The organism is Streptomyces sp. R818 (assembly GCF_056172735.1).
Genome location: NZ_JAOCNE010000011.1, coordinates 360,685 through 385,608 on the forward strand (window position 1 = coordinate 360,685; position 24,924 = coordinate 385,608).

21 protein-coding genes, 2 pseudogenes and 1 riboswitch are annotated in these 24,924 nt (G+C 71.0%); of the genes and pseudogenes, 22 read left to right on the plus strand and 1 reads right to left on the minus strand.

The annotated features are described in order from the left end of the window. The first annotated feature begins 230 nt into the window (after positions 1–230). The 19 genes from N5I75_RS26285 to N5I75_RS26375 all read left to right on the plus strand — a co-directional run bounded on the left by N5I75_RS26285 (position 231) and on the right by N5I75_RS26375 (position 21,394). Positions 231–2,009, plus strand: a complete 1,779-nt coding sequence (locus tag N5I75_RS26285) for a DUF5941 domain-containing protein (protein ID WP_476681306.1) — start codon at positions 231–233, stop codon at positions 2,007–2,009. Next, positions 2,006–2,758 carry a phosphocholine cytidylyltransferase family protein gene (locus tag N5I75_RS26290; RefSeq protein ID WP_394428921.1) on the plus strand — a complete coding sequence of 251 codons (753 nt, stop codon included), beginning with the start codon at positions 2,006–2,008 and terminating at the stop codon, positions 2,756–2,758. Before N5I75_RS26285 ends, N5I75_RS26290 begins: the two co-directional genes overlap by 4 nt. Beyond that, entirely contained in the window at positions 2,746–3,813 is a 1,068-nt protein-coding gene (locus N5I75_RS26295; RefSeq protein ID WP_476681234.1) for an iron-containing alcohol dehydrogenase family protein, read from the plus strand. The genes N5I75_RS26290 and N5I75_RS26295 overlap by 13 nt, the downstream gene beginning before the upstream one ends. Next, positions 3,791–4,570, plus strand: a complete 780-nt coding sequence (locus tag N5I75_RS26300; protein ID WP_476681236.1) for a CDP-alcohol phosphatidyltransferase family protein — start codon at positions 3,791–3,793, stop codon at positions 4,568–4,570. The genes N5I75_RS26295 and N5I75_RS26300 overlap by 23 nt, the downstream gene beginning before the upstream one ends. 44 nt (positions 4,571–4,614) lie before the next feature. Next, the gene (locus tag N5I75_RS26305) at positions 4,615–5,460 is read left to right on the plus strand and encodes a glycosyltransferase family 2 protein (RefSeq protein WP_476681308.1); all 846 of its coding nucleotides are present in this window, start codon (positions 4,615–4,617) and stop codon (positions 5,458–5,460) included. A gap of 93 nt (positions 5,461–5,553) precedes the next feature. Then, entirely contained in the window at positions 5,554–6,489 is a 936-nt protein-coding gene (locus N5I75_RS26310) for an ABC transporter permease (RefSeq protein WP_476681238.1), read from the plus strand. Beyond that, entirely contained in the window at positions 6,482–7,267 is a 786-nt protein-coding gene (locus N5I75_RS26315) for an ABC transporter ATP-binding protein (protein WP_476681240.1), read from the plus strand. Before N5I75_RS26310 ends, N5I75_RS26315 begins: the two co-directional genes overlap by 8 nt. A 362-nt stretch (positions 7,268–7,629) precedes the next feature. Further along, complete coding sequence (hpnC, locus tag N5I75_RS26320) at positions 7,630–8,541, plus strand: squalene synthase HpnC (RefSeq protein ID WP_476681242.1); 912 nt, start codon at positions 7,630–7,632, stop codon at positions 8,539–8,541. Continuing rightward, positions 8,538–9,488: a presqualene diphosphate synthase HpnD gene (gene hpnD, locus N5I75_RS26325; RefSeq protein ID WP_476681244.1), complete on the plus strand. Its 951-nt coding sequence runs from the start codon at positions 8,538–8,540 to the stop codon at positions 9,486–9,488. The genes hpnC and hpnD overlap by 4 nt, the downstream gene beginning before the upstream one ends. A gap of 166 nt (positions 9,489–9,654) precedes the next feature. Continuing rightward, the gene (hpnE, locus tag N5I75_RS26330) at positions 9,655–11,097 is read left to right on the plus strand and encodes a hydroxysqualene dehydroxylase HpnE (RefSeq protein WP_476681246.1); all 1,443 of its coding nucleotides are present in this window, start codon (positions 9,655–9,657) and stop codon (positions 11,095–11,097) included. A 77-nt stretch (positions 11,098–11,174) separates the two neighbouring features. Beyond that, positions 11,175–12,233: a polyprenyl synthetase family protein gene (locus N5I75_RS26335; protein ID WP_476681310.1), complete on the plus strand. Its 1,059-nt coding sequence runs from the start codon at positions 11,175–11,177 to the stop codon at positions 12,231–12,233. A 102-nt stretch (positions 12,234–12,335) separates the two neighbouring features. Beyond that, on the plus strand, positions 12,336–14,348 hold the full coding sequence (gene shc, locus N5I75_RS26340) for a squalene--hopene cyclase (protein ID WP_476681248.1): 2,013 nt from the start codon (positions 12,336–12,338) through the stop codon (positions 14,346–14,348). After that, a complete protein-coding gene (locus N5I75_RS26345; protein ID WP_476681250.1) occupies positions 14,345–14,995 on the plus strand; it encodes a phosphorylase family protein in 651 nt (216 codons plus the stop codon). The genes shc and N5I75_RS26345 overlap by 4 nt, the downstream gene beginning before the upstream one ends. A 5-nt stretch (positions 14,996–15,000) precedes the next feature. Further along, a complete protein-coding gene (gene hpnH, locus N5I75_RS26350; RefSeq protein WP_476681252.1) occupies positions 15,001–16,023 on the plus strand; it encodes an adenosyl-hopene transferase HpnH in 1,023 nt (340 codons plus the stop codon). Between the two features lie 7 nt (positions 16,024–16,030). Further along, entirely contained in the window at positions 16,031–17,197 is a 1,167-nt protein-coding gene (gene ispG / locus N5I75_RS26355; RefSeq protein ID WP_476681254.1) for a flavodoxin-dependent (E)-4-hydroxy-3-methylbut-2-enyl-diphosphate synthase, read from the plus strand. A 49-nt stretch (positions 17,198–17,246) separates the two neighbouring features. Continuing rightward, positions 17,247–19,154: a 1-deoxy-D-xylulose-5-phosphate synthase gene (dxs, locus tag N5I75_RS26360; protein WP_476681256.1), complete on the plus strand. Its 1,908-nt coding sequence runs from the start codon at positions 17,247–17,249 to the stop codon at positions 19,152–19,154. Next, positions 19,151–20,536, plus strand: coding sequence for an aspartate aminotransferase family protein (locus tag N5I75_RS26365; protein WP_476681258.1), 1,386 nt, complete (start codon positions 19,151–19,153; stop codon positions 20,534–20,536). The genes dxs and N5I75_RS26365 overlap by 4 nt, the downstream gene beginning before the upstream one ends. Positions 20,537–20,625: 89 nt before the next feature. Further along, on the plus strand, positions 20,626–21,261 hold the full coding sequence (locus N5I75_RS26370) for a helix-turn-helix domain-containing protein (RefSeq protein ID WP_476681260.1): 636 nt from the start codon (positions 20,626–20,628) through the stop codon (positions 21,259–21,261). 1 nt (position 21,262) lies between these two features. Continuing rightward, positions 21,263–21,394, plus strand: coding sequence for a DUF6126 family protein (locus tag N5I75_RS26375; RefSeq protein WP_476681262.1), 132 nt, complete (start codon positions 21,263–21,265; stop codon positions 21,392–21,394). Positions 21,395–21,403: 9 nt separating this feature from the next. Here the strand turns inward: N5I75_RS26375 and N5I75_RS26380 are convergent, their stop codons facing one another. Then, the gene (locus tag N5I75_RS26380) at positions 21,404–22,201 is read right to left on the minus strand and encodes a tyrosine-protein phosphatase (protein WP_476681264.1); all 798 of its coding nucleotides are present in this window, start codon (positions 22,199–22,201) and stop codon (positions 21,404–21,406) included. Positions 22,202–22,519: 318 nt separating this feature from the next. Continuing rightward, positions 22,520–22,706: riboswitch (cyclic di-AMP (ydaO/yuaA leader) on the plus strand. A gap of 5 nt (positions 22,707–22,711) precedes the next feature. On the opposite strand from N5I75_RS26380, the pseudogene N5I75_RS26385 reads away from it, so the two are divergent. From N5I75_RS26385 to N5I75_RS26395, 3 genes and pseudogenes are all read left to right on the plus strand, one after another. Then, positions 22,712–23,466: pseudogene (locus N5I75_RS26385) on the plus strand (M23 family metallopeptidase). Positions 23,467–23,642: 176 nt separating this feature from the next. Further along, on the plus strand, positions 23,643–24,449 hold the full coding sequence (locus N5I75_RS26390; RefSeq protein WP_476681312.1) for an SGNH/GDSL hydrolase family protein: 807 nt from the start codon (positions 23,643–23,645) through the stop codon (positions 24,447–24,449). Between the two features lie 21 nt (positions 24,450–24,470). Beyond that, positions 24,471–24,924, plus strand: a pseudogene (locus tag N5I75_RS26395) (MBL fold metallo-hydrolase); the annotation flags it as partial.

Genomic DNA, 24,924 nt, shown 5'->3' on the forward strand with positions numbered 1-24,924 from the left:
GGTTTGTGGCGCGGGCCCTTGATCGTCAATGATGCACGGGCGGCCTGGACCCAGCAGTCCGCGTGGGACAGGGGCGGATCGGGGCGTGAACGGGCGGTGAACGTCCGCTTGCCCGCATCCGATAGCCTCTGCCGACATGCCGCCCGGCCACCCCCAGGTGTGGAGCTTTGGGCGCCTCCACCGTGCATGAGCCCGGCGCGCTCGCGTCGGCACCCAAGGAGTGAGTTCGTCTGTCGACCGCCATTGTCACCGGTCAGCCGGTTCCCGGGTCGTCCCTGGAGGGCGATCTGCGGGCACTGGGCTTCGACGTTCGACTCGCCCCGGACGCGGCCGACGCCGAAGCGGCGCTCGCCGGCGTCCCCGGCGACCAGCGGGTCGCGGTCGTCGACGCGGGCTTCGTGGGCCACGTCCACGCCCTGCGCCTCGGCCTCACCGACCCCCGCTTCACCGCGTCCGCGATCCCCGGCGCCGTCACCACGAAGCCGGACGGCCGCGAGGCCCTCCGGCGCGCGGTCGCGGACACCGGGATCGCGCCCGACGCCGTCGCCAAGAGCCTGGAGGCGGCCGGCACCGACGTGCACCGCCCCGAGCTGGGCGAACTCGTCGCCGCCGTGCCCGCCGACCCGCAGGCCCGCAACGAGGCCCGCCAGTCCGTCGCCGCCGTCGACGACGAGGCGATCCGGCTGCGGACGGCGGTCAAGGCGCGGGACGGCTTCTTCACCACGTACTGCATCAGCCCCTACTCGCGCTACATCGCGCGCTGGTGCGCCCGGCGCGGCCTGACCCCGAACCAGGTCACCACCGCCTCGCTGCTCGTCGCCCTGATCGCGGCGGGCTGCGCGGCCACGGGGACCCGGCCCGGCTTCGTCGCCGCCGGTGTGCTGCTGCTCTTCTCCTTCGTCCTGGACTGCACCGACGGGCAGCTCGCCCGCTACTCGCTGCAGTACTCGACGCTCGGCGCCTGGCTGGACGCGACCTTCGACCGCGCGAAGGAGTACGCGTACTACGCGGGCCTCGCGCTCGGCGCGGCGAACGCGACGGGCGACAGTGACGATGTATGGGCCCTGGCGCTCGGCGCGATGGTGCTCCAGACCTGCCGCCATGTCGTCGACTTCTCCTTCAACGAGGCGAACCACGACGCGACCGCGAACACCAGCCCCACCGCCGCGCTCTCCGACAAGCTCGACAGCGTCGGGTGGACGGTCTGGGTGCGCCGGATGATAGTCCTGCCGATCGGCGAACGCTGGGCGCTGATCGCGGTCCTCACAGCGGTGACCACGCCGCGCATCACCTTCTACGTCCTGCTGATCGGCTGCGCGCTCGCCGCCTGCTACACCACCGCCGGACGCCTCCTGCGCTCGCTGACCCGCAAGGCGCAGCGCACCCCGCGCGCCGCCCAGGCCCTCGCCGACCTGGCCGACACGGGCCTCCTCGAAGGCGGCACCATCCGCAAGCTGCGCGGCGGCGGCTACGCGGCCCCGCTGTTCGCCGCCGTGGCCGCCGCCCTCCTCGTCATCGACGTGGCCGTCTCCGACTACGGGAACTGGGACTACTTCGGAGCCGCCTGCGTCTACGCGCTCCTCTCCTCCCTCGCCGTCTCCGGGCCCCTCACCGGCCCCCTCGACTGGCTGGTCCCGCCGCTCTTCCGCGCCGCCGAGTACGGCACCGTCCTCCTGATCGCCGCCAAGGCGGACGTCCAAGGAGCGCTTCCCGCGGCATTCGGGCTGGTCGCGGCCGTCGCCTACCATCACTACGACACGGTGTACCGCATCCGCGGCGGTACGGGAGCGCCCCCGCGCTGGCTGGTGCACGCCATCGGCGGGCACGACGGCAGGACCCTCCTGGTCACCTTGCTGGCCGCGCTGCTCACACCGACAGATTTCACGCTCGCGCTCACGGTGCTCGCCGTGGTCGTGGCACTCGTGGTGCTCGCCGAGAGCATCCGCTTCTGGGTCGCCTCCGCCCGTCGTGGGGCGCCCGCCGTACACGATGAAGGAGAACCCGCATGATCGGCCTCGTCCTGGCCGCCGGCGCCGGCAGCCGGCTCCGCCCCTACACCGAGACGCTCCCCAAGGCGCTCGTGCCCGTCGCGGGCGAGGGAACCGAGAACGAGCTCTCCGTCCTCGACCTCACCCTCAAGAACTTCGCCGAGATCGGCCTCGAGGAAGTCGGCATCATCGTCGGCTACCGCAAGGAGGTCGTCGCCGAGCGTAAGGCCGCCCTCGAGGAGAAGTACGGCCTGAAGCTGACGCTCATCGAGAACGACATCGCCGAGAAGTGGAACAACGCCTACTCGCTGTGGTGCGGCCGTGACGCCATCAAGCACTCGGTGATCCTCGCCAACGGCGACACCGTGCACCCCGTCTCCGTCGAGAAGACGCTGCTCGCCGCCCGCGGCGACGGCAAGAAGATCATCCTCGCCCTCGACACGGTCAAGGACCTCGGCGAGGAGGAGATGAAGGTCGTCGTCGACCCCGCCAAGGGCGTCCAGAAGATCACGAAGCTGATGGACCCGGCCGAGGCCACCGGCGAGTACATCGGTGTCACCCTCATCGAGGGCGAGGCCGCCGACGAGCTGGCCGACGCCCTCAAGGCCACCTACGAGCGCGACCCGCAGCTGTACTACGAGGACGGCTACCAGGAGCTCGTCAACCGCGGCTTCAAGGTCGACGTCGCCCCCATCGGCGACGTGAAGTGGGTCGAGATCGACAACCACGACGACCTCGCCAAGGCCAGGGAGATCGCGTGCCAGTACTGACGAGGCTGATTCCCTCGCCGGTCGTCGTCGACATCCGGCCGGGGGCGCTCAACGACCTGGCCGGGGTCCTCGCCGACCAGAGGATCTCGTCGTCCACGGGGCGCCTGGCCATCGCGATCAGCGGTGGCTCGGGCGCCGCCCTGCGCGCCCGCCTGGAGCCCTCGCTGCCCCGCGCCGACTGGTTCGAGGTCGGCGGCGGCACCCTCGACGACGCCGTGCAGCTCGCCGACGACGTCAAGAAGGCCGGCCGCTACGACGCCATCGTCGGCCTCGGCGGCGGCAAGATCGTGGACTGCGGCAAGTTCGCCGCCGCGCGCGTGGGCCTGCCCCTGGTCGCCGTCGCGACGAACCTGTCGCACGACGGCCTGTGCTCGCCCGTGGCGACCCTCGACAACGACGCGGGCCGCGGCTCGTACGGCGTGCCGAACCCCATCGCCGTCGTCATCGACCTCGACGTGATCCGGGAGGCGCCGGTCCGCTTCGTGCGCTCCGGCATCGGTGACGCGCTGTCGAACATCTCCGCGGTCGCGGACTGGGAGCTGGCCGCGCGTGAGCGCGGCGAGGACATCGACGGCCTTGCCGCCGCCATGGCCCGCCAGGCCGGCGAGGCCGTCCTGCGCCACCCCGGCGGCGTCGGCGACGACGCCTTCCTCCAGGTCCTCGCCGAAGGGCTGGTCCTGACCGGTATCGCCATGTCGGTCTCCGGCGACTCGCGGCCCGCCTCCGGCGCCTGCCACGAGATCAACCACGCCTTCGACCTCCTCTACCCCAAGCGCGCCGCCAGCCACGGCGAGCAGTGCGGCCTCGGCGCGGCCTTCGCGATGCACCTGCGCGGCGCCCACGAGGAGTCCCGCCACATGGCTGCCGTGCTGCGCCGCCACGGCCTTCCCGTGCTGCCCGAGGAGATCGGCTTCAGCGTGGAGGAGTTCGTCAAGGTCGTGGAGTTCGCTCCGCAGACCCGCCCCGGCCGCTACACGATCCTCGAACACCTGAACCTCACCACCGACCAGATCAGGGACGCATACGCCGACTATGCACAAGCCATCGGTAGCTGAGCTCCGCCCGGTCGTCCACCCCGCCGGGGTGAAGGACCGACGCAGCGGCGAGCACTGGGGCGGACGGCTCTACATGCGCGAGATCTCGCTGCGCATAGACCGCCACCTGGTGAACACCAAGGTCACGCCCAACCAGCTGACCTACCTGATGACCGTCTGCGGCGTCCTCGCCGCCCCCGCCCTGCTCGTGCCGGGCATCTGGGGCGCCGTCCTCGGCGTCGTCGCGGTCCAGCTGTACCTGCTGCTCGACTGCGTCGACGGCGAGATCGCCCGCTGGCGCAAGCAGTACTCCCTCGCCGGGGTCTGGATGGACCGCGTCGGCGCGTACCTCACCGACGCCGCCGTCCTGGTCGGCTTCGGGCTGCGCGCCGCCGATCTCTTCGGCACGGGCCGGATCGACTGGCTGTGGGCCTTCCTCGGCACGCTCGCCGCGCTCGGCGCCATCCTCATCAAGGCCGAGACCGACCTCGTCGGCGTGGCCCGCGCGCAGAGCGGCAAGGAGCAGGTCAAGGAGTCCGCCTCCGAGATCCGCGCCTCCGGCATGGCGCTCGCCCGCAAGGCCGCCTCCGCGCTCAAGTTCCACCGGCTGATCCTCGGCATCGAGGCCAGCCTGCTGATCCTGGTCCTCGCGATCGTGGACCAGATCCGGGGCGACCTGTTCTTCACCCGCCTCGGCGTGGCCGTCCTCGCGGGCATCGCGCTGCTCCAGACGCTGCTGCACCTGGTGTCCATCCTCGCGTCGAGCAGGCTGAAGTGAGCAGCCCGGCACGGGGCGCCAAGGTCGGCGCGGTGATCATCACCATGGGCAACCGCCCCGCCGAGCTGCGCGCCCTCCTCGACTCGGTCGCCAAGCAGGACGGCGACCCCGTCGAGGTGGTCGTGGTCGGCAACGGCTCCCCGGTGCCGGACGTCCCCGAGGGCGTACGGACCGTGGAGCTGCCCGAGAACCTCGGCATCCCGGGCGGGCGCAATGTCGGCATCGAGGCGTTCGGCCCCTCGGGGTCGGACGTCGACATCCTGCTCTTCCTCGACGACGACGGCCTGCTGCCGCTGACCGACACGGCCGAGCTGTGCCGCGAGGCGTTCGCCGCCGACCCGAAGCTCGGCATCATCAGCTTCCGCATCGCCGACCCGGACACCGGCGAGACCCAGCGCCGCCACGTGCCCAGGCTGCGCGCCGCCGACCCGATGCGCTCCTCGCGCGTGACCACGTTCCTGGGCGGCGCCAACGCCGTCCGTACGCGCGTGATCGCCGAGGTCGGCCCGCTGCCCGAGTCCTTCTTCTACGCCCATGAGGAGACCGACCTCGCCTGGCGGGCCCTCGACGCGGGCTGGATGATCGACTACCGCGCGGACATGGTCCTGAACCACCCGACGACGGCGCCCTCCCGGCACGCGGTCTACCACCGCATGGTGGCCCGCAACCGGGTCTGGCTCGCCCGCCGCAACCTGCCCGCGCCGCTGGTCCCCGTGTACCTCGGCGTGTGGCTGCTCCTCACCCTCGCCCGCCGCCCCTCGGGCCCCGCCCTCAAGGCGTGGTTCGGCGGCTTCAAGGAGGGCTGGACCGCGCCCTGCGGCCCCAGGCGACCCATGAAGTGGCGTACGGTGTGGCGGCTGACCCGACTGGGCCGGCCACCTGTCATCTGACAAGCTCACGTCTGAGAGCATGCGGCCCAACGCGGGCCGTGGCTCTTCCCCCCGCCCGACCAGGCTGTGCTTTTGAAGACGAAAGTTCCCCTTGTGAGTGAGACAACGCATGACGGACCGGTCGCGGTGACCGCGGCCCCGTCGCCCGACGACGGGCTCTCCCCGGCCGAGCTCGCCGCCAAGTACGGCTTGTCCGTCAGCGGAGCCCGCCCCGGCCTGTTCGAGTACGTACGACAGCTGTGGAGCAGGCGCCACTTCATCGTCGCCTTCTCCCAGGCGAAGCTGACCGCCCAGTACAGCCAGGCCAAGCTCGGCCAGGTCTGGCAGGTGGCGACGCCCCTGCTGAACGCCGCGGTCTACTTCTTCATCTTCGGCCTGCTGCTCGGCGCCAGGAAGGGCATCCCGCACGACATCTACGTGCCCTTCCTCGTGACCGGCGTCTTCGTCTTCACCTTCACGCAGAGTTCGGTCATGGCCGGTGTCCGGGCGATCTCAGGCAACCTGGGCCTGGTGCGGGCGCTGCACTTCCCGCGGGCCTCGCTGCCGATCTCGTTCGCGCTGCAACAGCTCCAGCAGCTGCTCTTCTCGATGATCGTGCTCGTCCTGGTCATGGTGGGCTTCGGGATCTACCCGGCGCTCTCCTGGCTGCTCGTGCTGCCCGCGCTGCTCCTGCAGTTCGTCTTCAACACGGGCCTCGCGCTGATCTTCGCCAGGGCCGGCAGCAAGACGCCCGACCTGGCGCAGCTGATGCCCTTCGTCATGCGGACCTGGATGTACGCCTCCGGCGTCATGTTCAGCATCCCCGCGATGCTGGCGGACAAGAACGCGCCGACCTGGCTCGCGGACGTCCTCCAGTGGAACCCCGCCTCGCTCTACATGGACCTGATCAGGTTCGCCATGATCGACGACTACGGGTCCTCGTACCTGCCGCCGCACGTCTGGGCCTTCGCGGCCGGCTGGGCGGTCGTCATCGGGGCCGTGGGCTTCATCTACTTCTGGAAGTCTGAGGAGCGGTACGGCCGTGGCTGAACTCGACAAGGCGGCCGGGGCCCGGGTGCCCACGGTCATCGCGGACGACCTGCACATCGTGTACCGGGTCAACGGCACACGGACCGGCAAGGGCAGCGCCACCTCGGCGCTGAGCCGCATACTCAAGCGCGGCGACGAGCGGGGCGTGCGCAAGGTGCACGCCGTGCGCGGCGTCTCCTTCACCTCCTACCGGGGCGAGGCCGTCGGCCTCATCGGCTCCAACGGCTCGGGCAAGTCGACGCTGCTGCGCGCCATCGCCGGTCTGCTGCCCGCCGAGAAGGGCAAGGTCTACACCGACGGCCAGCCCTCGCTGCTCGGCGTGAACGCGGCGCTGATGAACGACCTGACGGGCGAGCGCAACGTCATCCTCGGCGGCCTGGCGATGGGCATGTCCCGCGAGGAGATCAAGGAGCGCTACCAGCAGATCGTCGACTTCTCGGGCATCAACGAGAAGGGCGACTTCATCACCCTGCCGATGCGCACCTACTCCTCCGGCATGGCGGCCCGCCTGCGCTTCTCCATCGCGGCCGCCAAGGACCACGACGTCCTGATGATCGACGAGGCCCTGGCCACGGGTGACCGCTCCTTCCAGAAGCGCTCCGAGGAGCGCATCCGCGAGCTGCGCAAGCACGCGGGCACGGTCTTCCTGGTCAGCCACAACAACAAGTCGATCCGCGACACCTGCGACCGCGTCCTCTGGCTGGAGCGCGGAGAGCTGCGTATGGACGGTCCGACGGCGGAGGTACTGAAGGAGTACGAGAAGTTCACGGGCAGGTAACCGCCCGCCTTCCCGGCCGCGTCTCATGAGGCCCCACCGGATCCCTCCGGGCGGGGCCTCCAATATGTCTGTAAGTACCAATTAATTGACCGGAACAGCGACGATCACGGTCAACGATCGGTCAACTTCCTTGTACGCGAGGAATCTTGGCGTCAATCGGTGTGTTCTTGTGATGCGCGGAACACCCCGCGGTGGCGGCCATCGTTGTACAACGTAAGCTGTACCGGGTCTTATTGGGCGGCGTGTCCGAAATAGGATGTAATAGGTCCGCAGTGTAGAACGGGAGACGTGACGGCAATGGCTACGGAAACTCTCCAGGTCCACGAGGCTTTCGCCGTCGTTCCGGAGACGGACCGCGCCCGGTGAGCGCAGCCCCCCGTGTGCGCCCGGAGCCCTTGGACGGCCCGGCGGGCGCCACCCTCGACAAGGCCGCCCACGAGAACTTCCCCGTGGCCCCCTTCTTCCTGCCGCGCGCCTGGCGCGACGACCTGATGGCCGTCTATGGATTCGCACGCCTGGTCGACGACATCGGCGACGGCGACCTCGCCCCGGGCGGCGCGGACGCCCGTCTGCTCGGCGTGTCACCCGAACGGGCGGACGACCGCCTCGCGATGCTCGACGCCTTCGAGGCCGACCTGCACCGCGTGTTCGAGTCGACGCCCCGTCACCCGCTCCTCGCCGCCCTGCAGCCCACGGTCCGGCGCCGCTCGCTCACCCCCGAGCCGTTCGTCCGGCTCATCGAGGCCAACCGCCAGGACCAGATCGTCAGCCGCTACGAGACCTACGACGACCTCGTCGCGTACTGCGAGCTGTCCGCCAACCCGGTCGGCCGCCTCGTCCTCGCCATCACCGGCACCGCGACCCCCGAGCGGATCCGCCGCTCGGACGCGGTCTGCACCGGTCTGCAGATCGTCGAGCATCTGCAGGACGTCGCCGAGGACCTGGGGCGTGACCGCATCTACCTCCCCGCCGAAGACATGAAAGAGTTCCACGTCCAGGAGTCGGATCTGGCCGCCGCGACCGCGGGCGCATCGGTGCGCGCGCTGGTCGCGTTCGAAGCGGAACGCGCCCTCCGGCTCCTGAATGAAGGCACCCCCCTGGTGGGTAGCGTCCACGGCAGGCTGAAGCTGCTGCTTGCCGGGTTCGCGGGTGGGGGGAAGGCGGCGATCCACGCGATCACCGCCGTTTCGTACGACGTCCTTAACGGACCGCCCAAGCCCACCAAGCTCCAGCTGCTGCGCGAGGTGGGAGCGACTCTGCGAGGAGAGGGGTGAGCAGAACCGTGGAGTCTGACCAGAACGTGTCGGCACCGGTGCTCGCCGCATACAGCTACTGCGAGACCGTCACAGGCCAACAGGCCCGCAACTTCGCCTACGGCATCCGGTTGCTCCCGACCGCCAAGCGACGTGCCATGTCGGCGGTGTACGCGTTCTCGCGCCGCGTCGACGACATCGGCGACGGCACCCTCGCGCCCGACGTGAAGGCGTCCCGCCTGGAGGAGACCCGGGCGCTGCTCGGCCGGGTGCGGGACGGCAAGGTCGAGGAGGACGGCACCGACCCGGTGGCCGTCGCGCTCGCGCACGCCGCGGGCCGCTTCCCGATCCCGCTCGGCGGGCTCGACGAGCTGATCGACGGCGTCCTGATGGACCTGCGCGGCGAGACCTACGAGACCTGGGACGACCTGAAGGTGTACTGCCGGTGCGTCGCCGGCGCCATCGGCCGGGTCTCCCTCGGCGTCTTCGGCACCGAACCCGGGGCGCGCGAGGCCGAGCGGGCGTCCGAGTACGCCGACACGCTCGGGCTCGCCCTCCAGCTCACCAACATCCTGCGTGACCTGCGCGAGGACGCCGGTGACGGGCGCACCTACCTGCCCGCCGAGGACCTCGCCAAGTTCGGCTGCTCGGCCGGGTTCGACGGACCCCTCCCGCCCGCCGGTTCGGACTTCACCGGGCTCGTGCACTTCGAGGTCCGCCGGGCCCGCGCGCTCTTCGCTGAGGGGTACCGCCTCCTGCCCATGCTGGACCGGCGCTCCGGTGCCTGCGTCGCCGCCATGGCCGGGATCTACCGGCGCCTGCTCGACCGCATCGAGCGCGAGCCGGAGGCGGTGCTCCGCGGACGGGTCTCGCTGCCCGGCCACGAGAAGGCGTACGTCGCCGTGCGCGGCCTGTCCGGGCTCGACGCGCGCACCATCTCGCGCGCCACGGTCAGGAGGCGCGCCTGATGGGCATTCCGGTGTCCTCTGCCGGCTCCGCGGCCAAGTGGCGGGCAACCCTCCACACCGGCGCGGCGTCCCTGCATGCAACGGCCGGCCCGGCGTTCGTCACACCCGTCGAACCCCGCCGCACACAGGCCGTACGCACCATCGACAGCATCGAGGGAGAGGGCGCATGAGCACCGCCGACACGGCGCCGCAAGCGCGCGACGCGGACCAGGCCGGGTCCCGAGGCCGGCCCGCCGCGGTGGTGATCGGCGGCGGGCTCGCAGGGGTCACCGCCGCGCTCTCGCTCGCCGACGGCGGCATGGACGTCACGCTCCTCGAAGGGCGGCCCCGCCTCGGCGGTCTCGCCTTCTCCTTCAAGCGCGGCGACCTCACCGTCGACAACGGACAGCACGTGTACCTGCGCTGCTGCACCGCCTACCGCTGGTTCCTTGACCGCATCTCCGCCACGTCGCTCGCGCCCCTGCAGGAACGTCTCGACGTCCCCGTGCTCGACGCCGACACGAACCGGCTCGGCCGTCTGCGCCGCACCGCGCTGCCCGTACCGCTCCACCTGGCCAAGAGCCTGGCCCTGTACCCGCACCTGTCCCTGGCCGAGCGCGCGGGCGTCGGCCGCGCGGCCCTCGCCCTCAAGAGCCTCGACCCCGCCGACCCGGCACTCGACGACCAGGACTTCGGCTCCTGGCTGGCCCGGCACGGTCAGTCGCCGCGCGCCGTCGAGGCGCTGTGGGACCTCATCGGCGTAGCGACCCTGAACGCGGTGGCGGGCGAGTCCTCCCTCGGTCTGGCCGCCATGGTGTTCAAGACCGGGCTGCTCTCCGATCCTGGCGCCTCCGACATCGGCTGGGCCCGGGTACCCCTCGGTGAACTCCACGACACCCTGGCCCGCAAGGCGCTCGACTCCGCCGGGGTACGCACCGCACTCCGTACACGCGCCACCTCCATCTCCCGTACGGAGAACGGGCGTTGGCGCGTGGAAGTTCCCGAAGGGGTCGGGAGCGCGGACGGATCCGGCCAGGTTCTCACCGCCGACACCGTCGTGCTCGCCGTACCGCAGCGCGAGGCGTACGACCTGCTGCCCGAGGGCGCGCTCGACGACGCGGGGCGCCTGTTGAAGATCGGCACCGCTCCCATCCTCAACCTGCACGTCGTCTACGACCGCAAGGTGCTCAAGCAGCCGTTCTTCACCGCGCTCGGCTCCCCGGTCCAGTGGGTCTTCGACCGCACCGAGGCGTCCGGGGTGACCGAAGGGCAGTACCTGGCCGTGTCGCAGTCGGCCGCGCAGGACGACATCGACGAGCCCGTCGCCGTACTGCGCGAGCGCTACCTGCCCGAGCTGGAGCGCCTGCTTCCCGCCGCGCGCGGCGCCAAGGTGCACGACTTCTTCGTCACCCGGGAGCGGACGGCGACCTTCGCGCCGACCCCCGGCGTCGGCGCCCTGCGGCCCTCGGCCCGCACCAATGCCCCCGGCCTCTACCTGGCCGGCGCGTGGACCGCCACCGGGTGGCCCGCGACCATGGAAGGCGCCGTCCGCAGCGGCAGCAGCGCCGCCGACGCGGCCCTCGCCGCGCTCGACCGCCCCCGCGGCCATCTGTTCCGGGAGGCGGCGTGAGCACCGAACCCGCCCCGGCAGCACCTGCCCCGGCTCCCACGCCGACATCGGTTAACCAAGGAGAAACTGTGCCACCTGTGCCCTCGGCCGGAACGGCTGCCGACGCGGTGGACGTGACCGCCCTTCTGGAGCGCGGCCGCACCCTGGCCACGCCGGTGCTCAAGAAGGCCGTGGACCGCCTCGCGCCGCCCATGGACACCGTCGCCGCGTACCACTTCGGCTGGATCGACGCGGCCGGCAACCCCGCCGACGGCGACGGCGGCAAGGCCGTGCGCCCCGCGCTCGCCGTGCTCTCCGCGCAGGCCGCGGGCGCCGCCCCCGAGGTCGGCGTGCCCGGCGCCGTGGCCGTTGAGCTCGTGCACAACTTCTCGCTGCTCCACGACGACCTGATGGACGGCGACGAGCAGCGCCGCCACCGCGACACGGTGTGGAAGGTGCACGGCCCCGCCCAGGCCATCCTGGTCGGCGACGCCCTGTTCGCGCTGGCCAACGAGGTGCTCCTGGAGCTGGCCTCCGTCGACGCGGGGCGCGCCACGCGCCGCCTCACCGCCGCGAGCCGCGCCCTGATCGACGGCCAGGCGCAGGACATCTCCTACGAGCACCGCGAGCGCGTCACCGTCGAGGAGTGCCTGGAGATGGAGGGCAACAAGACGGGCGCCCTGCTCGCCTGCGCCTCCTCCATCGGCGCCGTCCTCGGCGGCGCGAACGACAGCGACGCCGACGCGCTGGAGAAGTACGGCTACCACCTGGGCCTCGCCTTCCAGGCCGTCGACGACCTGCTCGGCATCTGGGGCGACCCCGAGTCCACCGGCAAGCAGACCTGGAGCGACCTGCGCCAGCGCAAGAAGTCGCTGCCGGTCGTCGCCGCGCTCGCCGCGGGCGGCCCGGCCTCCGAGCGGCTCGGCGAACTCCTCGCCGCCGACGCCAAGAACAGCGACTTCGACACCTTCTCCGAGGCGGAGTTCGCCGCCCGCGCCGCCCTCATCGAGGAGGCCGGCGGGCGCGAGTGGACCACCGAGGAGGCGCGGCGCCAGCACACCGTCGCCCTGGAAGCCCTGGACTCCGTCCAGATGCCCGACCCGGTGCGCGCCCAGTTCGCGGCGCTCGCCGACTTCGTCGTCGTACGGAAGAGATGATCATTATCGGCCGCATATGACGCGCGTCGCCGGCCGGTGCCTCTCCAGGGCATCGGCCGACGGTTACCCAGCAGAGATGAACCACTGCACGAAGGGATAGCCATGACAGCGACGACCGACGGAAGCACCGGAGCCGTAGCTCCCGCGCCGACCTCGGCCACCACTGCCCACCTGACCGGCACCACCCCCGAGGCGACCGGGGCACCAAGCGCCGCCGACCGAGCCATACAGCGCGCCACGGACTTCCTGCTCGCCCGGCAGGACGCCCAGGGCTGGTGGAAGGGCGACCTCGACACCAACGTGACGATGGACGCCGAGGACCTGCTGCTTCGCCAGTTCCTGGGGATCAGGGACAAGGCCACCACCGACGCCGCCGCCCTCTTCATCCGCGGGGAGCAGCGCGAGGACGGCACGTGGGCCAGCTTCTACGGCGGACCGGGTGAGCTCTCCGTCACCATCGAGGCCTACGTCGCCCTGCGGCTCGCCGGGGACGCCCCGGACGCCCCGCACATGGCGCGGGCCTCCGCGTGGGTCCGCGAGCGCGGCGGCATCGCCGAGAGCCGCGTCTTCACCCGGATCTGGCTCGCACTCTTCGGCTGGTGGAAGTGGGAGGACCTCCCCGAACTGCCGCCGGAGCTCATCTACTTCCCGAAGTGGATGCCGCTCAACATCTACGACTTCGGATGCTGGGCGCGGCAGACCATCGTGCCGCTCACCATCGTGTCCGCGAAGCGCCCGGTGCGGCCCGCGCCGTTCCCCCTCGACGAGCTGCACACCGACGCGGGCGACCCGAACCCGGCCAAGCCCCTTGCCCGCGTGGCGAGTTGGGACGGCGCGTTCCAGCGGCTCGACAAGGTCATGCACGGCTACCGCAAGGTCGCCCTCAAGCGGCTGCGCAAGGCCGCGGTCAACACCGCCGCCCGCTGGATCATCGAGCGCCAGGAGAACGACGGCTGCTGGGGCGGGATCCAGCCGCCCGCGGTCTACTCCGTGATCGCCCTGCACCTGCTCGGCTACGACCTCGAACACCCCGTGCTGAAGGCCGGGCTGGCCTCCCTCGACCGGTTCGCCGTGTGGCGCGAGGACGGGGCCCGGATGATCGAGGCGTGCCAGTCCCCGGTGTGGGACACCTGCCTCGCCACCATCGCCCTGGCCGACGCCGGACTCCCCGCCGACCACCCGAGCCTGGTCAGGGCCGCCACGTGGATGCTGGACGAGCAGATCGACCGCCCCGGCGACTGGTCGGTGCGCAGGCCGCGCCTGGAGTCCGGCGGCTGGGCCTTCGAGTTCGAGAACGACAACTACCCCGACATCGACGACACCGCCGAGGTCGTCCTCGCCCTGCGCCGCGTGGACCACCCGGACAAGGCGCGCGTCGAGAAGGCCATCCGGCGCGGCGTGCGCTGGAACCTGGGGATGCAGTCGAGGAACGGGGCGTGGGCCGCGTTCGACGTCGACAACACCAGCCCGTTCCCCAACCGGCTGCCGTTCTGCGACTTCGGCGAGGTCATCGACCCGCCCTCGGCGGACGTCACCGGGCACGTCGTGGAGATGCTCGCCATCGAGGGCGAGACCAACGACCCGCGCACCCGCCGCGGCATCGAGTGGCTCCTCGCCGACCAGGAGGAGAACGGCGCCTGGTTCGGCCGCTGGGGCGTCAACTACGTGTACGGCACCGGATCGGTGGTCCCCGCGCTCACCGCGGCCGGGCTGCCCACCACGCACCCCGCGATCCGCCGCGCCGTCACCTGGCTGGAATCCGTGCAGAACGACGACGGCGGCTGGGGCGAGGACCTGCGCTCCTACCGCTACGAGGACTGGAAGGGGCGGGGCGCCTCCACCGCCTCGCAGACCGCCTGGGCGCTGCTCGCGCTGCTCGCGGCGGGGGAGCGGGAGTCCAGGGCCGTCGAGCGGGGCATCGCGTTCCTCACCGCCACCCAGACCGAGGACGGCACCTGGGACGAGCCGTACTTCACGGGGACCGGCTTTCCCTGGGACTTCTCCATCAACTACCACCTGTACCGGCACGTCTTCCCGCTCACCGCGCTCGGCCGCTACGTCCACGGCGAGCCGTTCGCCGACCTGGCCGCACGCCCGGTCAAGGGAAGCGGATGACCAGGGACGCGGCGGCCGCCCCGCTGCTCGTCGCGTGCGCGCTCGGCATCGAGCGCGTCGCCCTGCGCACCGGGGGCCGCGGCGGGGCCGGCGCGCCCATGACCCTGCTCCGTACGGGCATGGGGCCGAAGGCCGCCGAACGGGCCATGACCCGCGCCCTCGAAGGTGCCGCCCTGCGCGACGCCGCCGTGGTCGCCACCGGTTTCTGCGCCGGGCTCGCGCCCGGCATGCACCCCGGTGACCTGGTCGTGGCCGAGGAGACCCGCGACGCCCACGGGAGCACCCCGTGCGTGTCCCCGGATCTCCTGGTGAAAGAGCTGGTCAGAGCGGTGCCGGGGCGCACCGTGCACACCGGTCCGCTCACCGGCTCCGACCATGTGATCCGCGGTCACGAGCGCGGCGAGCTGCTCGCCACCGGCGCGATCGCCGTCGACATGGAGTCCGCGGCGACCCTGCGCGCGGCCACGGCTGCCCCCGGCGGCGACGGACGTCCGGTTGCGGCCGTCCGGGTGGTCGTCGACGCTCCAGAACATGAACTCGTCCGGATCGGCACGCTGCGCGGTGGTCTGTCGGCCTTCCGTGTGCTTCGTTCCGTCCTTCCTGCTTTTTTCGAATGGCACCGTTCTTTGCTGCTCCCTCGGAGGTGAGCCAGATGGCCATGCCGCTTCGCCAGTCCATCAAGGTTGCGACGTATCTCGCTGAACAGAAGATCCGCAGGCGGGACAAGTTCCCGCTCATTGTCGAGCTGGAGCCGCTCTACGCCTGCAACCTCGCGTGCGAGGGGTGCGGAAAGATCCAGCACCCGGCGGGCGTGCTCAAACAGCGCATGCCCGTCGCCCAGGCGGTGGGTGCCGTCCTGGAGTCCGGTGCGCCGATGGTGTCCATCGCGGGCGGCGAGCCGCTGATGCACCCGCAGATCGACGAGATCGTGCGCCAGCTGGTGGCGAAGAAGAAGTACGTCTTCCTGTGCACCAACGCGATGCTGCTGCGCAAGAAGATCGACAAGTTCAAGCCCTCGCCGTTCTTCGCGTTCACCGTGCACATCGACGGCATGCGCGAGCGCCACGACGAGTCGGTCGCCAAGGAAGGCGTCTTCGACGAGGCGGTGGAGGCGATCAAGGAGGCCAAGAAGCGCGGCTTCCGGGTCACCACCAACTCGACCTTCTTCAACAACGACACCCCGCAGAACATCATCGAGGTGATGAACTACCTCAACGACGACCTCGCCGTCGACGAGATGATGATCTCGCCCGCCTACGCCTACGAGAAGGCCCCCGACCAGGAGCACTTCCTCGGCGTCACGCAGACCCGCGAGCTGTTCAAGAAGGCGTTCGCGGGCGGCAACCGGCGGCGCTGGCGGCTCAACCACTCGCCTTTGTTCCTCGACTTCCTTGAGGGCAAGGTCGACTTCCCGTGCACCGCGTGGGCGATCCCGAACTACTCCCTCTTCGGCTGGCAGCGGCCCTGCTACCTGATGAGCGACGGCTACGTGCCCACGTACCGGGAGCTGATCGAGAAGACCGACTGGGAGGCGTACGGGCGCGGCAAGGACCCGCGCTGCGCCAACTGCATGGCGCACTGCGGCTACGAGCCGACGGCCGTGCTCGCCACCATGGGCTCCCTGAAGGAGTCCCTGCGGGCGATGACCGAGACCGTCGCCGGGAACCGTGGGTGACGACGCCGTGAATGCCGGAGAGCCTGTCTCACTGGGCCTCCCCGAGGTACCGGTCCGGCCCCTGGCCGAGCGGCGCGCGAGCCGCCGGATCCAGGTCGGACCGGTGGCCGTGGGAGGCGGCGCGCCGGTGTCCGTGCAGTCGATGACGACGACACGGACCTCGGACATCGGGGCCACGCTCCAGCAGATCGCCGAGCTGACCGCGTCAGGCTGTCAGATCGTGCGGGTGGCGTGCCCCACGCAGGACGACGCGGACGCGCTCGCGACGATCGCGCGCAAGTCGCAGATCCCGGTGGTCGCGGACATCCACTTCCAGCCGAAGTACGTGTTCGCGGCGATCGAGGCGGGGTGTGCGGCGGTCCGGGTGAACCCGGGCAACATCAAGCAGTTCGACGACAAGGTCAAGGAGATCGCCAAGGCGGCCCGTGACCACGGCACCCCGATCCGCATCGGCGTCAACGCGGGCTCGCTCGACCGCCGGCTGCTCGCGAAGTACGGCAGGGCGACCCCGGAGGCGCTCGTCGAGTCGGCGCTGTGGGAGGCGTCCCTCTTCGAGGAGCACGGCTTCCGCGACATCAAGATCTCCGTCAAGCACAACGACCCGGTCGTCATGGTCAACGCCTACCGGCAGCTCGCCGCCGCCTCCGACTACCCGCTCCACCTCGGCGTCACGGAGGCGGGCCCCGCGTTCCAGGGCACCATCAAGTCGGCTGTCGCGTTCGGGGCGTTGCTCTCCGAGGGCATCGGTGACACCATCCGCGTCTCCCTGTCCGCGCCGCCCGCCGAGGAGGTGAAGGTCGGCATCCAGATCCTGGAGTCGCTCGGCCTGCGGCAGCGGCGCCTGGAGATCGTCTCCTGCCCCTCCTGCGGACGGGCGCAGGTGGACGTCTACAAGCTGGCCGACGAGGTCACCGCGGGGCTCGACGGCATGGAGGTGCCGCTGCGCGTCGCCGTCATGGGATGCGTGGTGAACGGTCCCGGCGAAGCCCGCGAGGCCGACCTCGGCGTCGCCTCCGGCAACGGCAAGGGCCAGATCTTCGTCAAGGGCGAGGTCATCAAGGTCGTCCCCGAGTCGAAGATCGTCGAGACGCTGATCGAGGAGGCGATGAAGATCGCCGAGCAGATGGAGAAGGACGGCGTCGCGTCGGGTACGCCCGGCGTCACCGTGAGCTGAGTCCGTGCATGCGGAATCCGTGCATTCGGAACGGGAAGGGGGCTCGAACGTGACGATTCTGGAGACGATCCGGGGGCCGCGCGACCTGAAGGCGCTGAGCGAGGAAGAGCTCGGCGAACTGGCTGCCGAGATCAGGGAGTTCCTGGTCCACGCGGTCGCCAGGACCGGCGGCCACCTCGGACCCAACCTGGGCGTGGTGGAGCTGACCATCGCACTGCACCGGGTCTTCGAGTCGCCCGTCGACAAGCTGGTCTGGGACACCGGCCACCAGAGCTACGTGCACAAACTCCTGACAGGACGGCAGGACTTCTCCAAGCTGCGCGGCAAGGGCGGCCTCTCCGGCTACCCCTCGCGCGAGGAGTCCGAGCACGACATCGTCGAGAACAGCCACGCCTCCACCGCCCTCGGCTGGGCCGACGGCCTCGCCAAGGCGCGCCAGGTCCAGGGGGAGCGCGGCCACGTCGTCGCCGTCATCGGCGACGGCGCGCTCACCGGCGGCATGGCCTGGGAGGCGCTCAACAACATCGCCGCCGCCAAGGACCGCCCGCTGATCATTGTCGTCAACGACAACGAGCGCAGTTACGCGCCCACCATCGGCGGCCTCGCCAACCACCTGGCCACCCTGCGCACCACCGACGGCTACGAGAGGGTCCTCGCCTGGGGCAAGGACGTCCTCCTGCGCACGCCCGTGGTCGGCCCCACGGTGTACGAGTCCCTGCACGGCGCGAAGAAGGGGTTCAAGGACGCGTTCAACCCGCAGGGCATGTTCGAGGACCTCGGCCTGAAGTACGTGGGGCCGATCGACGGGCACGACGTGGGCGCCATGGAGTCCGCGCTGCGCCGTGCCAAGCGCTTCCACGGCCCCGTCCTCGTGCACTGCCTGACCGAGAAGGGCCGCGGCTACGAGCCCGCGCTCGCCGACGACGCCGACCGCTTCCACACCGTCGGCGTCATGGACCCGCTGACCTGCGAACCGCTCGCCCCCTCCAACGGTCCGTCCTGGACCTCGGTCTTCGGCGAGGAGATCGCGAGGATCGGCCGGGAGCGCGAGGACGTCGTCGCGATCACCGCGGCCATGCTGCACCCGGTGGGCCTGACGAAGTTCGCGCAGGAGTTCCCGGGCCGCGTCTGGGACGTCGGGATCGCCGAGCAGCACGCCGCCGTCTCCGCCGCGGGGCTCGCGACGGGCGGCCTGCACCCGGTGGTCGCCGTCTACGCGACCTTCCTCAACCGCGCCTTCGACCAGCTCCTCATGGACGTCGCCCTGCACCGCTGCGGCGTCACCTTCGTGCTCGACCGGGCCGGGGTGACCGGCGTCGACGGCGCCTCGCACAACGGCATGTGGGACATGTCCGTCCTCCAGGTCGTCCCCGGCCTGCGGATCGCCGCGCCGCGCGACGCCGACCAGCTCCGCGCGCAGCTGCGCGAGGCCGTCGCCGTCGACGACGCCCCGACCCTGCTGCGCTTCCCCAAGGAGTCCGTGGGGGCGCCGGTGCCCGCCGTCGACCGGGTCGGCGGCATCGACGTCCTGCACCGGGCCGAGCACGCGCGCGTGCTGCTCGTCTCCGTCGGCGTGATGGCCCCGGTCAGCCTCCGGGCCGCCGAACTCCTCGAAGCGCGCGGCATCGCCTGCACGGTCGTGGACCCCCGGTGGGTCAAGCCGGTCGACCCGGACCTCGCGCCGCTCGCCGCCGCGCACGACCTCGTCGCCGTCGTCGAGGACAACTCCCGTGCGGCGGGCGTCGGTTCGGCCGTCGCGCTCGCTCTCGGCGACGCCGACGTCGACGTGCCCGTACGGCGGTTCGGCATACCCGAGCAGTTCCTGGGCCACGCGAAACGGGGCGAGGTGCTCGCGGACATCGGCCTGACCCCGGTCGAGATCGCCGGTCGCATCAGTACGAGCTTGAACCCGAAGGCCAGCACGTCAGCACAGGCCGGCAAGGAGAACCACGTATGACCAAGGAGTTCGACCTCGGCAAGCTCCTCGCCGAGCGCGGCGGCGAACGGTACGAGCTGCACACCAGGCACCTCAACCACCAGCTGCCGAAGATGCTCCACACCATCGGCTTCGACAAGGTGTACGAGCGGGCCGAAGGCGCGCACTTCTGGGACGCGGACGGCAACGACTACCTGGACATGCTCGCCGGGTTCGGCGTCATGGGCCTCGGCCGCCACCACCCGGTCGTGCGCAAGGCGCTGCACGACGTGCTCGACGCCTCGCTCGCCGACCTCACCCGGTTCGACTGCCAGCCGCTGCCCGGCCTGCTCGCCGAGAAGCTGCTCACCCACAGCCCGCACCTGGACCGCGTCTTCTTCGGCAACAGCGGCACCGAGGCGGTCGAGACCGCGCTCAAGTTCGCCCGCTACGCCACCGGCAAGCCGCGCGTCCTGTACTGCGCGCACGCCTTCCACGGCCTGACCACGGGATCGCTCTCGGTCAACGGCGAGGACGGCTTCCGCGACGGGTTCGCGCCGCTGCTGCCCGACACGGCCGTGCCGCTCGGCGACCTCGACGCCCTGGCGAAGGAGCTGAAGAAGGGCGATGTCGCCGGGCTCATCGTCGAGCCGATCCAGGGCAAGGGCGTGCACGAGGCACCGCCCGGCTACCTGCGCGCCGCACAGGAGCTGCTCCACAAGCACAAGGCGCTGCTCATCGCCGACGAGGTGCAGACCGGGCTCGGCCGCACCGGCGACTTCTACGCCTACCAGCACGAGGACGGCGTCGAGCCCGACCTCGTCTGCGTGGCGAAGGCGCTCTCCGGCGGCTATGTGCCCGTCGGCGCGACCATCGGCAAGGACTGGATCTTCAAGAAGGTCTACTCGTCCATGGACCGCGTCCTGGTCCACTCCGCGAGCTTCGGCGCCAACGCGCAGGCCATGGCGGCGGGCCTCGCCGTCCTCTCCGTCATGGAGGACGAGGAGACGGTGGCCCACGCGCGCGTGATGGGCGAACTGCTCGCCGCCAAGCTCACCGCGCTGATCGACCGGTACGAGCTGCTGAGCGACGTGCGCGGGCGCGGCCTCATGATCGGCATCGAGTTCGGCCGGCCCAAGTCGCTCAAGCTGCGCAGCCGCTGGGCCATGCTCCAGGCCGCGCGCAAGGGCCTGTTCGCGCAGATGGTGGTCGTGCCGCTGCTCCAGAAGCACCGCATCCTGACGCAGGTCTCCGGCGACCACCTCGAAGTGATCAAGCTGATCCCGCCACTGGTGATCGACGAGGCCGACGTCGACCGCTTCGTGGAGGCGTTCACGGCTGTGATGGACGACGCGCACAGCGGCGGTGGCCTGATGTGGGACTTCGGCAGGACACTGATCAAGCAGGCGGTCGCCAACAGGTAGCCGGTGCCCTGCACGGTCTGTTTCAAAGGCGAGTTTGTCTCTGAGGCAAGAAATTTGCCTCTCGGGCAGGGCTCTGGCTCAATCGGAGTATGAGCCCTGCCCTGCCGGAGGAGGCTCCGGCCCCCGCCGAGCTGCCCGCCGTCGCACCCCAGCTGCGCGCCCTGCGCCGCCGCGCGGCCCTCACCCTGGAGGCCGCCGCCCGCTCCGCGGGGCTCTCACCCGCGCATCTGTCCCGCCTGGAGACGGGCCGGCGCCAGCCGTCGCTGCCGATGCTGCTCGCGCTCGCCCGCATCTACGGTACGACGGTCTCCGAACTCCTGGGCGAGACCCCCGCCGACCGTGACGCCGTGGTCCGTGCCGACGCCATGGAGGCCACCGAGGCCGGCGGCTGGACCTACTTCCAGGCCGGTTCCCCGGGGCGCGGCATGCAGGCCCTGCGGGTCCACGTGCCGTACGGCTCGCAGGGCGACATCGTCCGCGTCCACCCCGGCGAGGAGTGGCTCTACGCCCTCGAAGGCCGGCTCGACCTGCGCCTCGGCGACACGTCCTACCGGCTGGAACCCGGTGACAGCGCCCACTTCGACTCGCTCACCCCGCACCGGATCGCCGCCGCGGACCGGGGCGGGGCCGAGCTCCTCTTCGTCCACACCCTGTTGCAGAGCCCCACCGCCGCGCTGTGCCTCGGCCCGGCGGCCGGCCCGACCCGAGAGGCCCGAGAGGTCTGACATGGCTGAGAACCGGAACATCGAGGACAAGCTGCCCCGCGGCATCTGGGTGCGGGTCCTCGTCTACGTCTTCGCGGGCCACGCCCTGGCCGCCTTCATCTACATGCTCTTCACGCTGGGCGCGAACCAGTAGGGGCTCTTCTCAGTCGAGGAGGCGCTCGCGCAGCCGGTCGCGGTCGGCCGCGCCGAACCCGAGCCCCTCCTCGAAGTAGCGGTCCGTCGTGCCCCAGGTCTCCTCGATGGTCTCGAACGCCGCGCGCAGATAGTCGGCGCGGGCGTCGAAGAGCGGGCCGAGCAGCTCCATGACCTCGGGGGAGTAGGTGTCGGCCGTGGTGCCGCTGCGCCGCACCTTGTAGCGGCGGTGCTTGGCGTTCGACTCCAGGTAGTCCGCCTCGATGGCGTCCCGCTCGACGCCGACCGCGAGCAGTGTCACGGCGATCGACAGACCCGCGCGGTCCTTGCCCGCCGCGCAGTGCATGAGCGCGGGCACGCTGTCCTCGGCGAGCGCGTGCAGGACGCGGCTGTGCTCGGCGGTGCGCCCGGAGATGATCGCGCGGTACGAGGTGATCATGCGATTGGCCGCGCGGCCCTCGGAGAGCAGGGAACGCAGCTGGTCTATGTTCCCGTCGCGCACCATCTTCCAGAACTCGGCGCCGTCCGCCGGGTCGGTCAGCGGCAGGTTCACATTGCGCACGCCGGGCAGTTCGACGTCGGCGCCGTCGAGGCGCCGGTCCGCGTCGTTGCGGAAGTCGAAGATTGTGTGCAGGTTCAGCCCGGCGAGGAACGCGGCGTCCTCGGCGGTGGCGTGGGCGAGGTGGCCGCTGCGGTAGAGCACACCCGGACGCACGCGCCGGCCGTCCACGGTCGGAAGGCCGCCCACGTCACGGAAGTTGCGCACTCCGGTCAGCTCGGGCTCGGTGGACGGGACGTGCTGCGTCACGGGGGCTCCTCCCGGGTCGAATGCGCCCGCGTTGCTCGTGTCAGCGGGCGCCGGTCAGACGATACGACACGGCCCGCGAGGCACACCCCGACGGGAAGGGTGAGCAGGCTCATAACCGTGACCGTCCGTGGCGATCAACCGGCATTGCATTCTGCGGAATTCCTAAGCGGCGCAACGGCGGAAAAGGTCCCCCATTGACGCTGGGTGACACAGGAAACCCTTAGACGATCAAGAAATCGGGCCCTCCGGCGAATTCGCTGTTTGTCGCCGCCTTTGCCACTGCATTACGGTCACCATTCACTCCGGACGGAACGCCTAATCCTGCCGCCGCCCGGATTCCCGTACAACGACCCGTGACGGCAGGAGCGGGGGACCCACAGGCAGAACGCCGCCAGGGAATTCCCCCATGCGGCTAGGGGTGAAGCCGTGTCCCGTGCACCGGGGCGCGGCCGGGCAGCTCCAGCCCGAACCCGACAGCTCACCTCGTAGGCGACGGAGAGGAAGACCGGCATGCCCGCTCAGGGAAAGCACCGTCGCTCGAAGACCCAGCGCATCACCCGCGCCGCCGCCGTCGTCTCGGCCGGCGGGGCCGCGCTCGCCCTGCCGCTGATCGGCGCCGCCGGCGCCCACGCGGCGACCGGCGACACCACCGCGCAGACCTACACGGTCAAGTCCGGTGACACGCTCTCCAAGATCGCCGACGTGCAGAAGGTCGACGGCGGCTGGAAGAAGCTGTACGAGGCCAACAAGAGCGTCGTCGGCTCGGACGCGAACCGCATCAAGCCCGGCATGAAGCTCACGCTGAACGGCGCCGGGCAGAAGGCCTCCACCACGACCGCCACGAGCACGACCACGAACAGCTCCGGCTGGGTCAAGCCCGTCGACGGCTCGACCGGCACGGCCTACCACGCCTCCGGCTCGATGTGGTCCAGCGGCTACCACACCGGCACCGACTTCGTCGTGCCCACCGGCACCGCCATCAAGGCCGTCGGCCCGGGCACCGTCGTCTCGGCCGGCTGGGACGGCGCGTACGGCAACGAGGTCGTCATCCAGCACGCCGACGGCCACTACTCGCAGTACGCCCACATGTCGTCCCTCGGCGTCTCCGCCGGCAGACCGTGACCGCCGGCCAGCAGATCGGCCTGTCCGGCTCGACCGGCAACGTCACCGGGCCGCACCTGCACTTCGAGATCCGCACGTCCCCGAACTACGGCTCCGACGTGGACCCGGTCGCCTACCTGCGCGGCCACGGCGTCAGCATCTGACACCACCGCACCTGCGTGTTCTTCGGCGCCCGGGGTTATTCCCCGGGCGCCGAGTGTGTTTTCTCACCCCTCGTCAACCCCTGGTTACGATCGCGTAGGTCACACCCGAAGGTGAAAGATGTGTGGTCGTGGCAAACGAATCGAGAGCACTCAGCGGCGGAACGGTCAGCGCGACGATCAGCGGAGCGGCCGGCGGAACGATTCGGTCCTTCGCGGCCGTGGGGGACAGCTTCACCGAGGGCGTCGGCGACCCCGGCCCCGACGGGTCCTTCGTCGGGTGGGCCGACCGGCTCGCCGTCCTCCTCGACGACCGCGTTCCCGAGGACACCTTCAGTTACGCGAACCTCGCCGTACGCGGCAAACTCATCGACCAGATCGTCGCCGACCAGGTCCCGAAGGCCGTCGAGCTCGCCCCGGACCTCGTCACGATCGTCGCGGGCGGCAACGACATCATCCGGCCCGGCACCGACCCGGACGACGTGGCCGAGCGGTTCGAGAAGGCCGTCGCCCGGCTCGCCGACGCCGCCGGGACCGTCATGGTCGCCACCGGCTTCGACACCCGCGACGTGGCCGTCCTCAAGCACCTGCGCGGCAAGATCGCCACGTACAACATGCACGTACGCGCCATCGCCGACCGCTACGGCTGCCCCGTGCTCGACCTGTGGTCCCTCAAGTCCGTGCAGGACCGCAGGGCCTGGGACGAGGACCGTCTGCACCTCTCCGCCGAGGGCCACACCCGCGTCGCCCTGCGCGCCGCCCAGGCGCTCGGCCTCGACGTGCCCGCCGACCCCGAGCAGGCGTGGCCGCTCCTCCCGCCGCGCGGCACGTTCGCGGTGCGCCGCGACGACATCCACTGGGCCCGCGAGTTCCTGGTGCCGTGGATCGGGCGCAGGCTGCGCGGCGAGTCCTCCGGGGACCGCGTGACGGCCAAGGGCTTCCTGGACCCGCACCTCATCAAGGCGCATCTGGAGTCCGCCTCCTGACCTCCGTGCCCGCGGCACATAATGGAACACCCTGATCGATCAACGGGAGGCGCTGTGCCACGTTCCCTGACTCCCGGGCTGCGCTCCCTGCAGCCCGCAGCCTTCGGCGCCGAGGCCACGGGCGCCCGCCTTGCACGGATCCGCAGGTCGCCGAATTTCGCCGACGGGCAGTTCCAGAACCCGGAGGGCACCCGCACCAAGCCCGACGGTTCGATGCTCGACTTCGCGAAGCTCTACTTCCAGAAGGAGGAGCGGGCCAGGCGCGCCCCGACGGGCACCGTCCCCGTCCACGCCACCACCCTCGCCGACCTGGCGAAACCCGCCGCGAGCGGGCTGCGCGTCACCTGGATGGGCCACTCCAGCGTCCTCGTGGAGATCGACGGCGTACGGGTGCTCTTCGACCCGGTGTGGGGCGAGCGCTGCTCCCCGTTCGCCTTCGCGGGGCCCAAGCGGCTGCACCCGGCGCCGCTGCCCC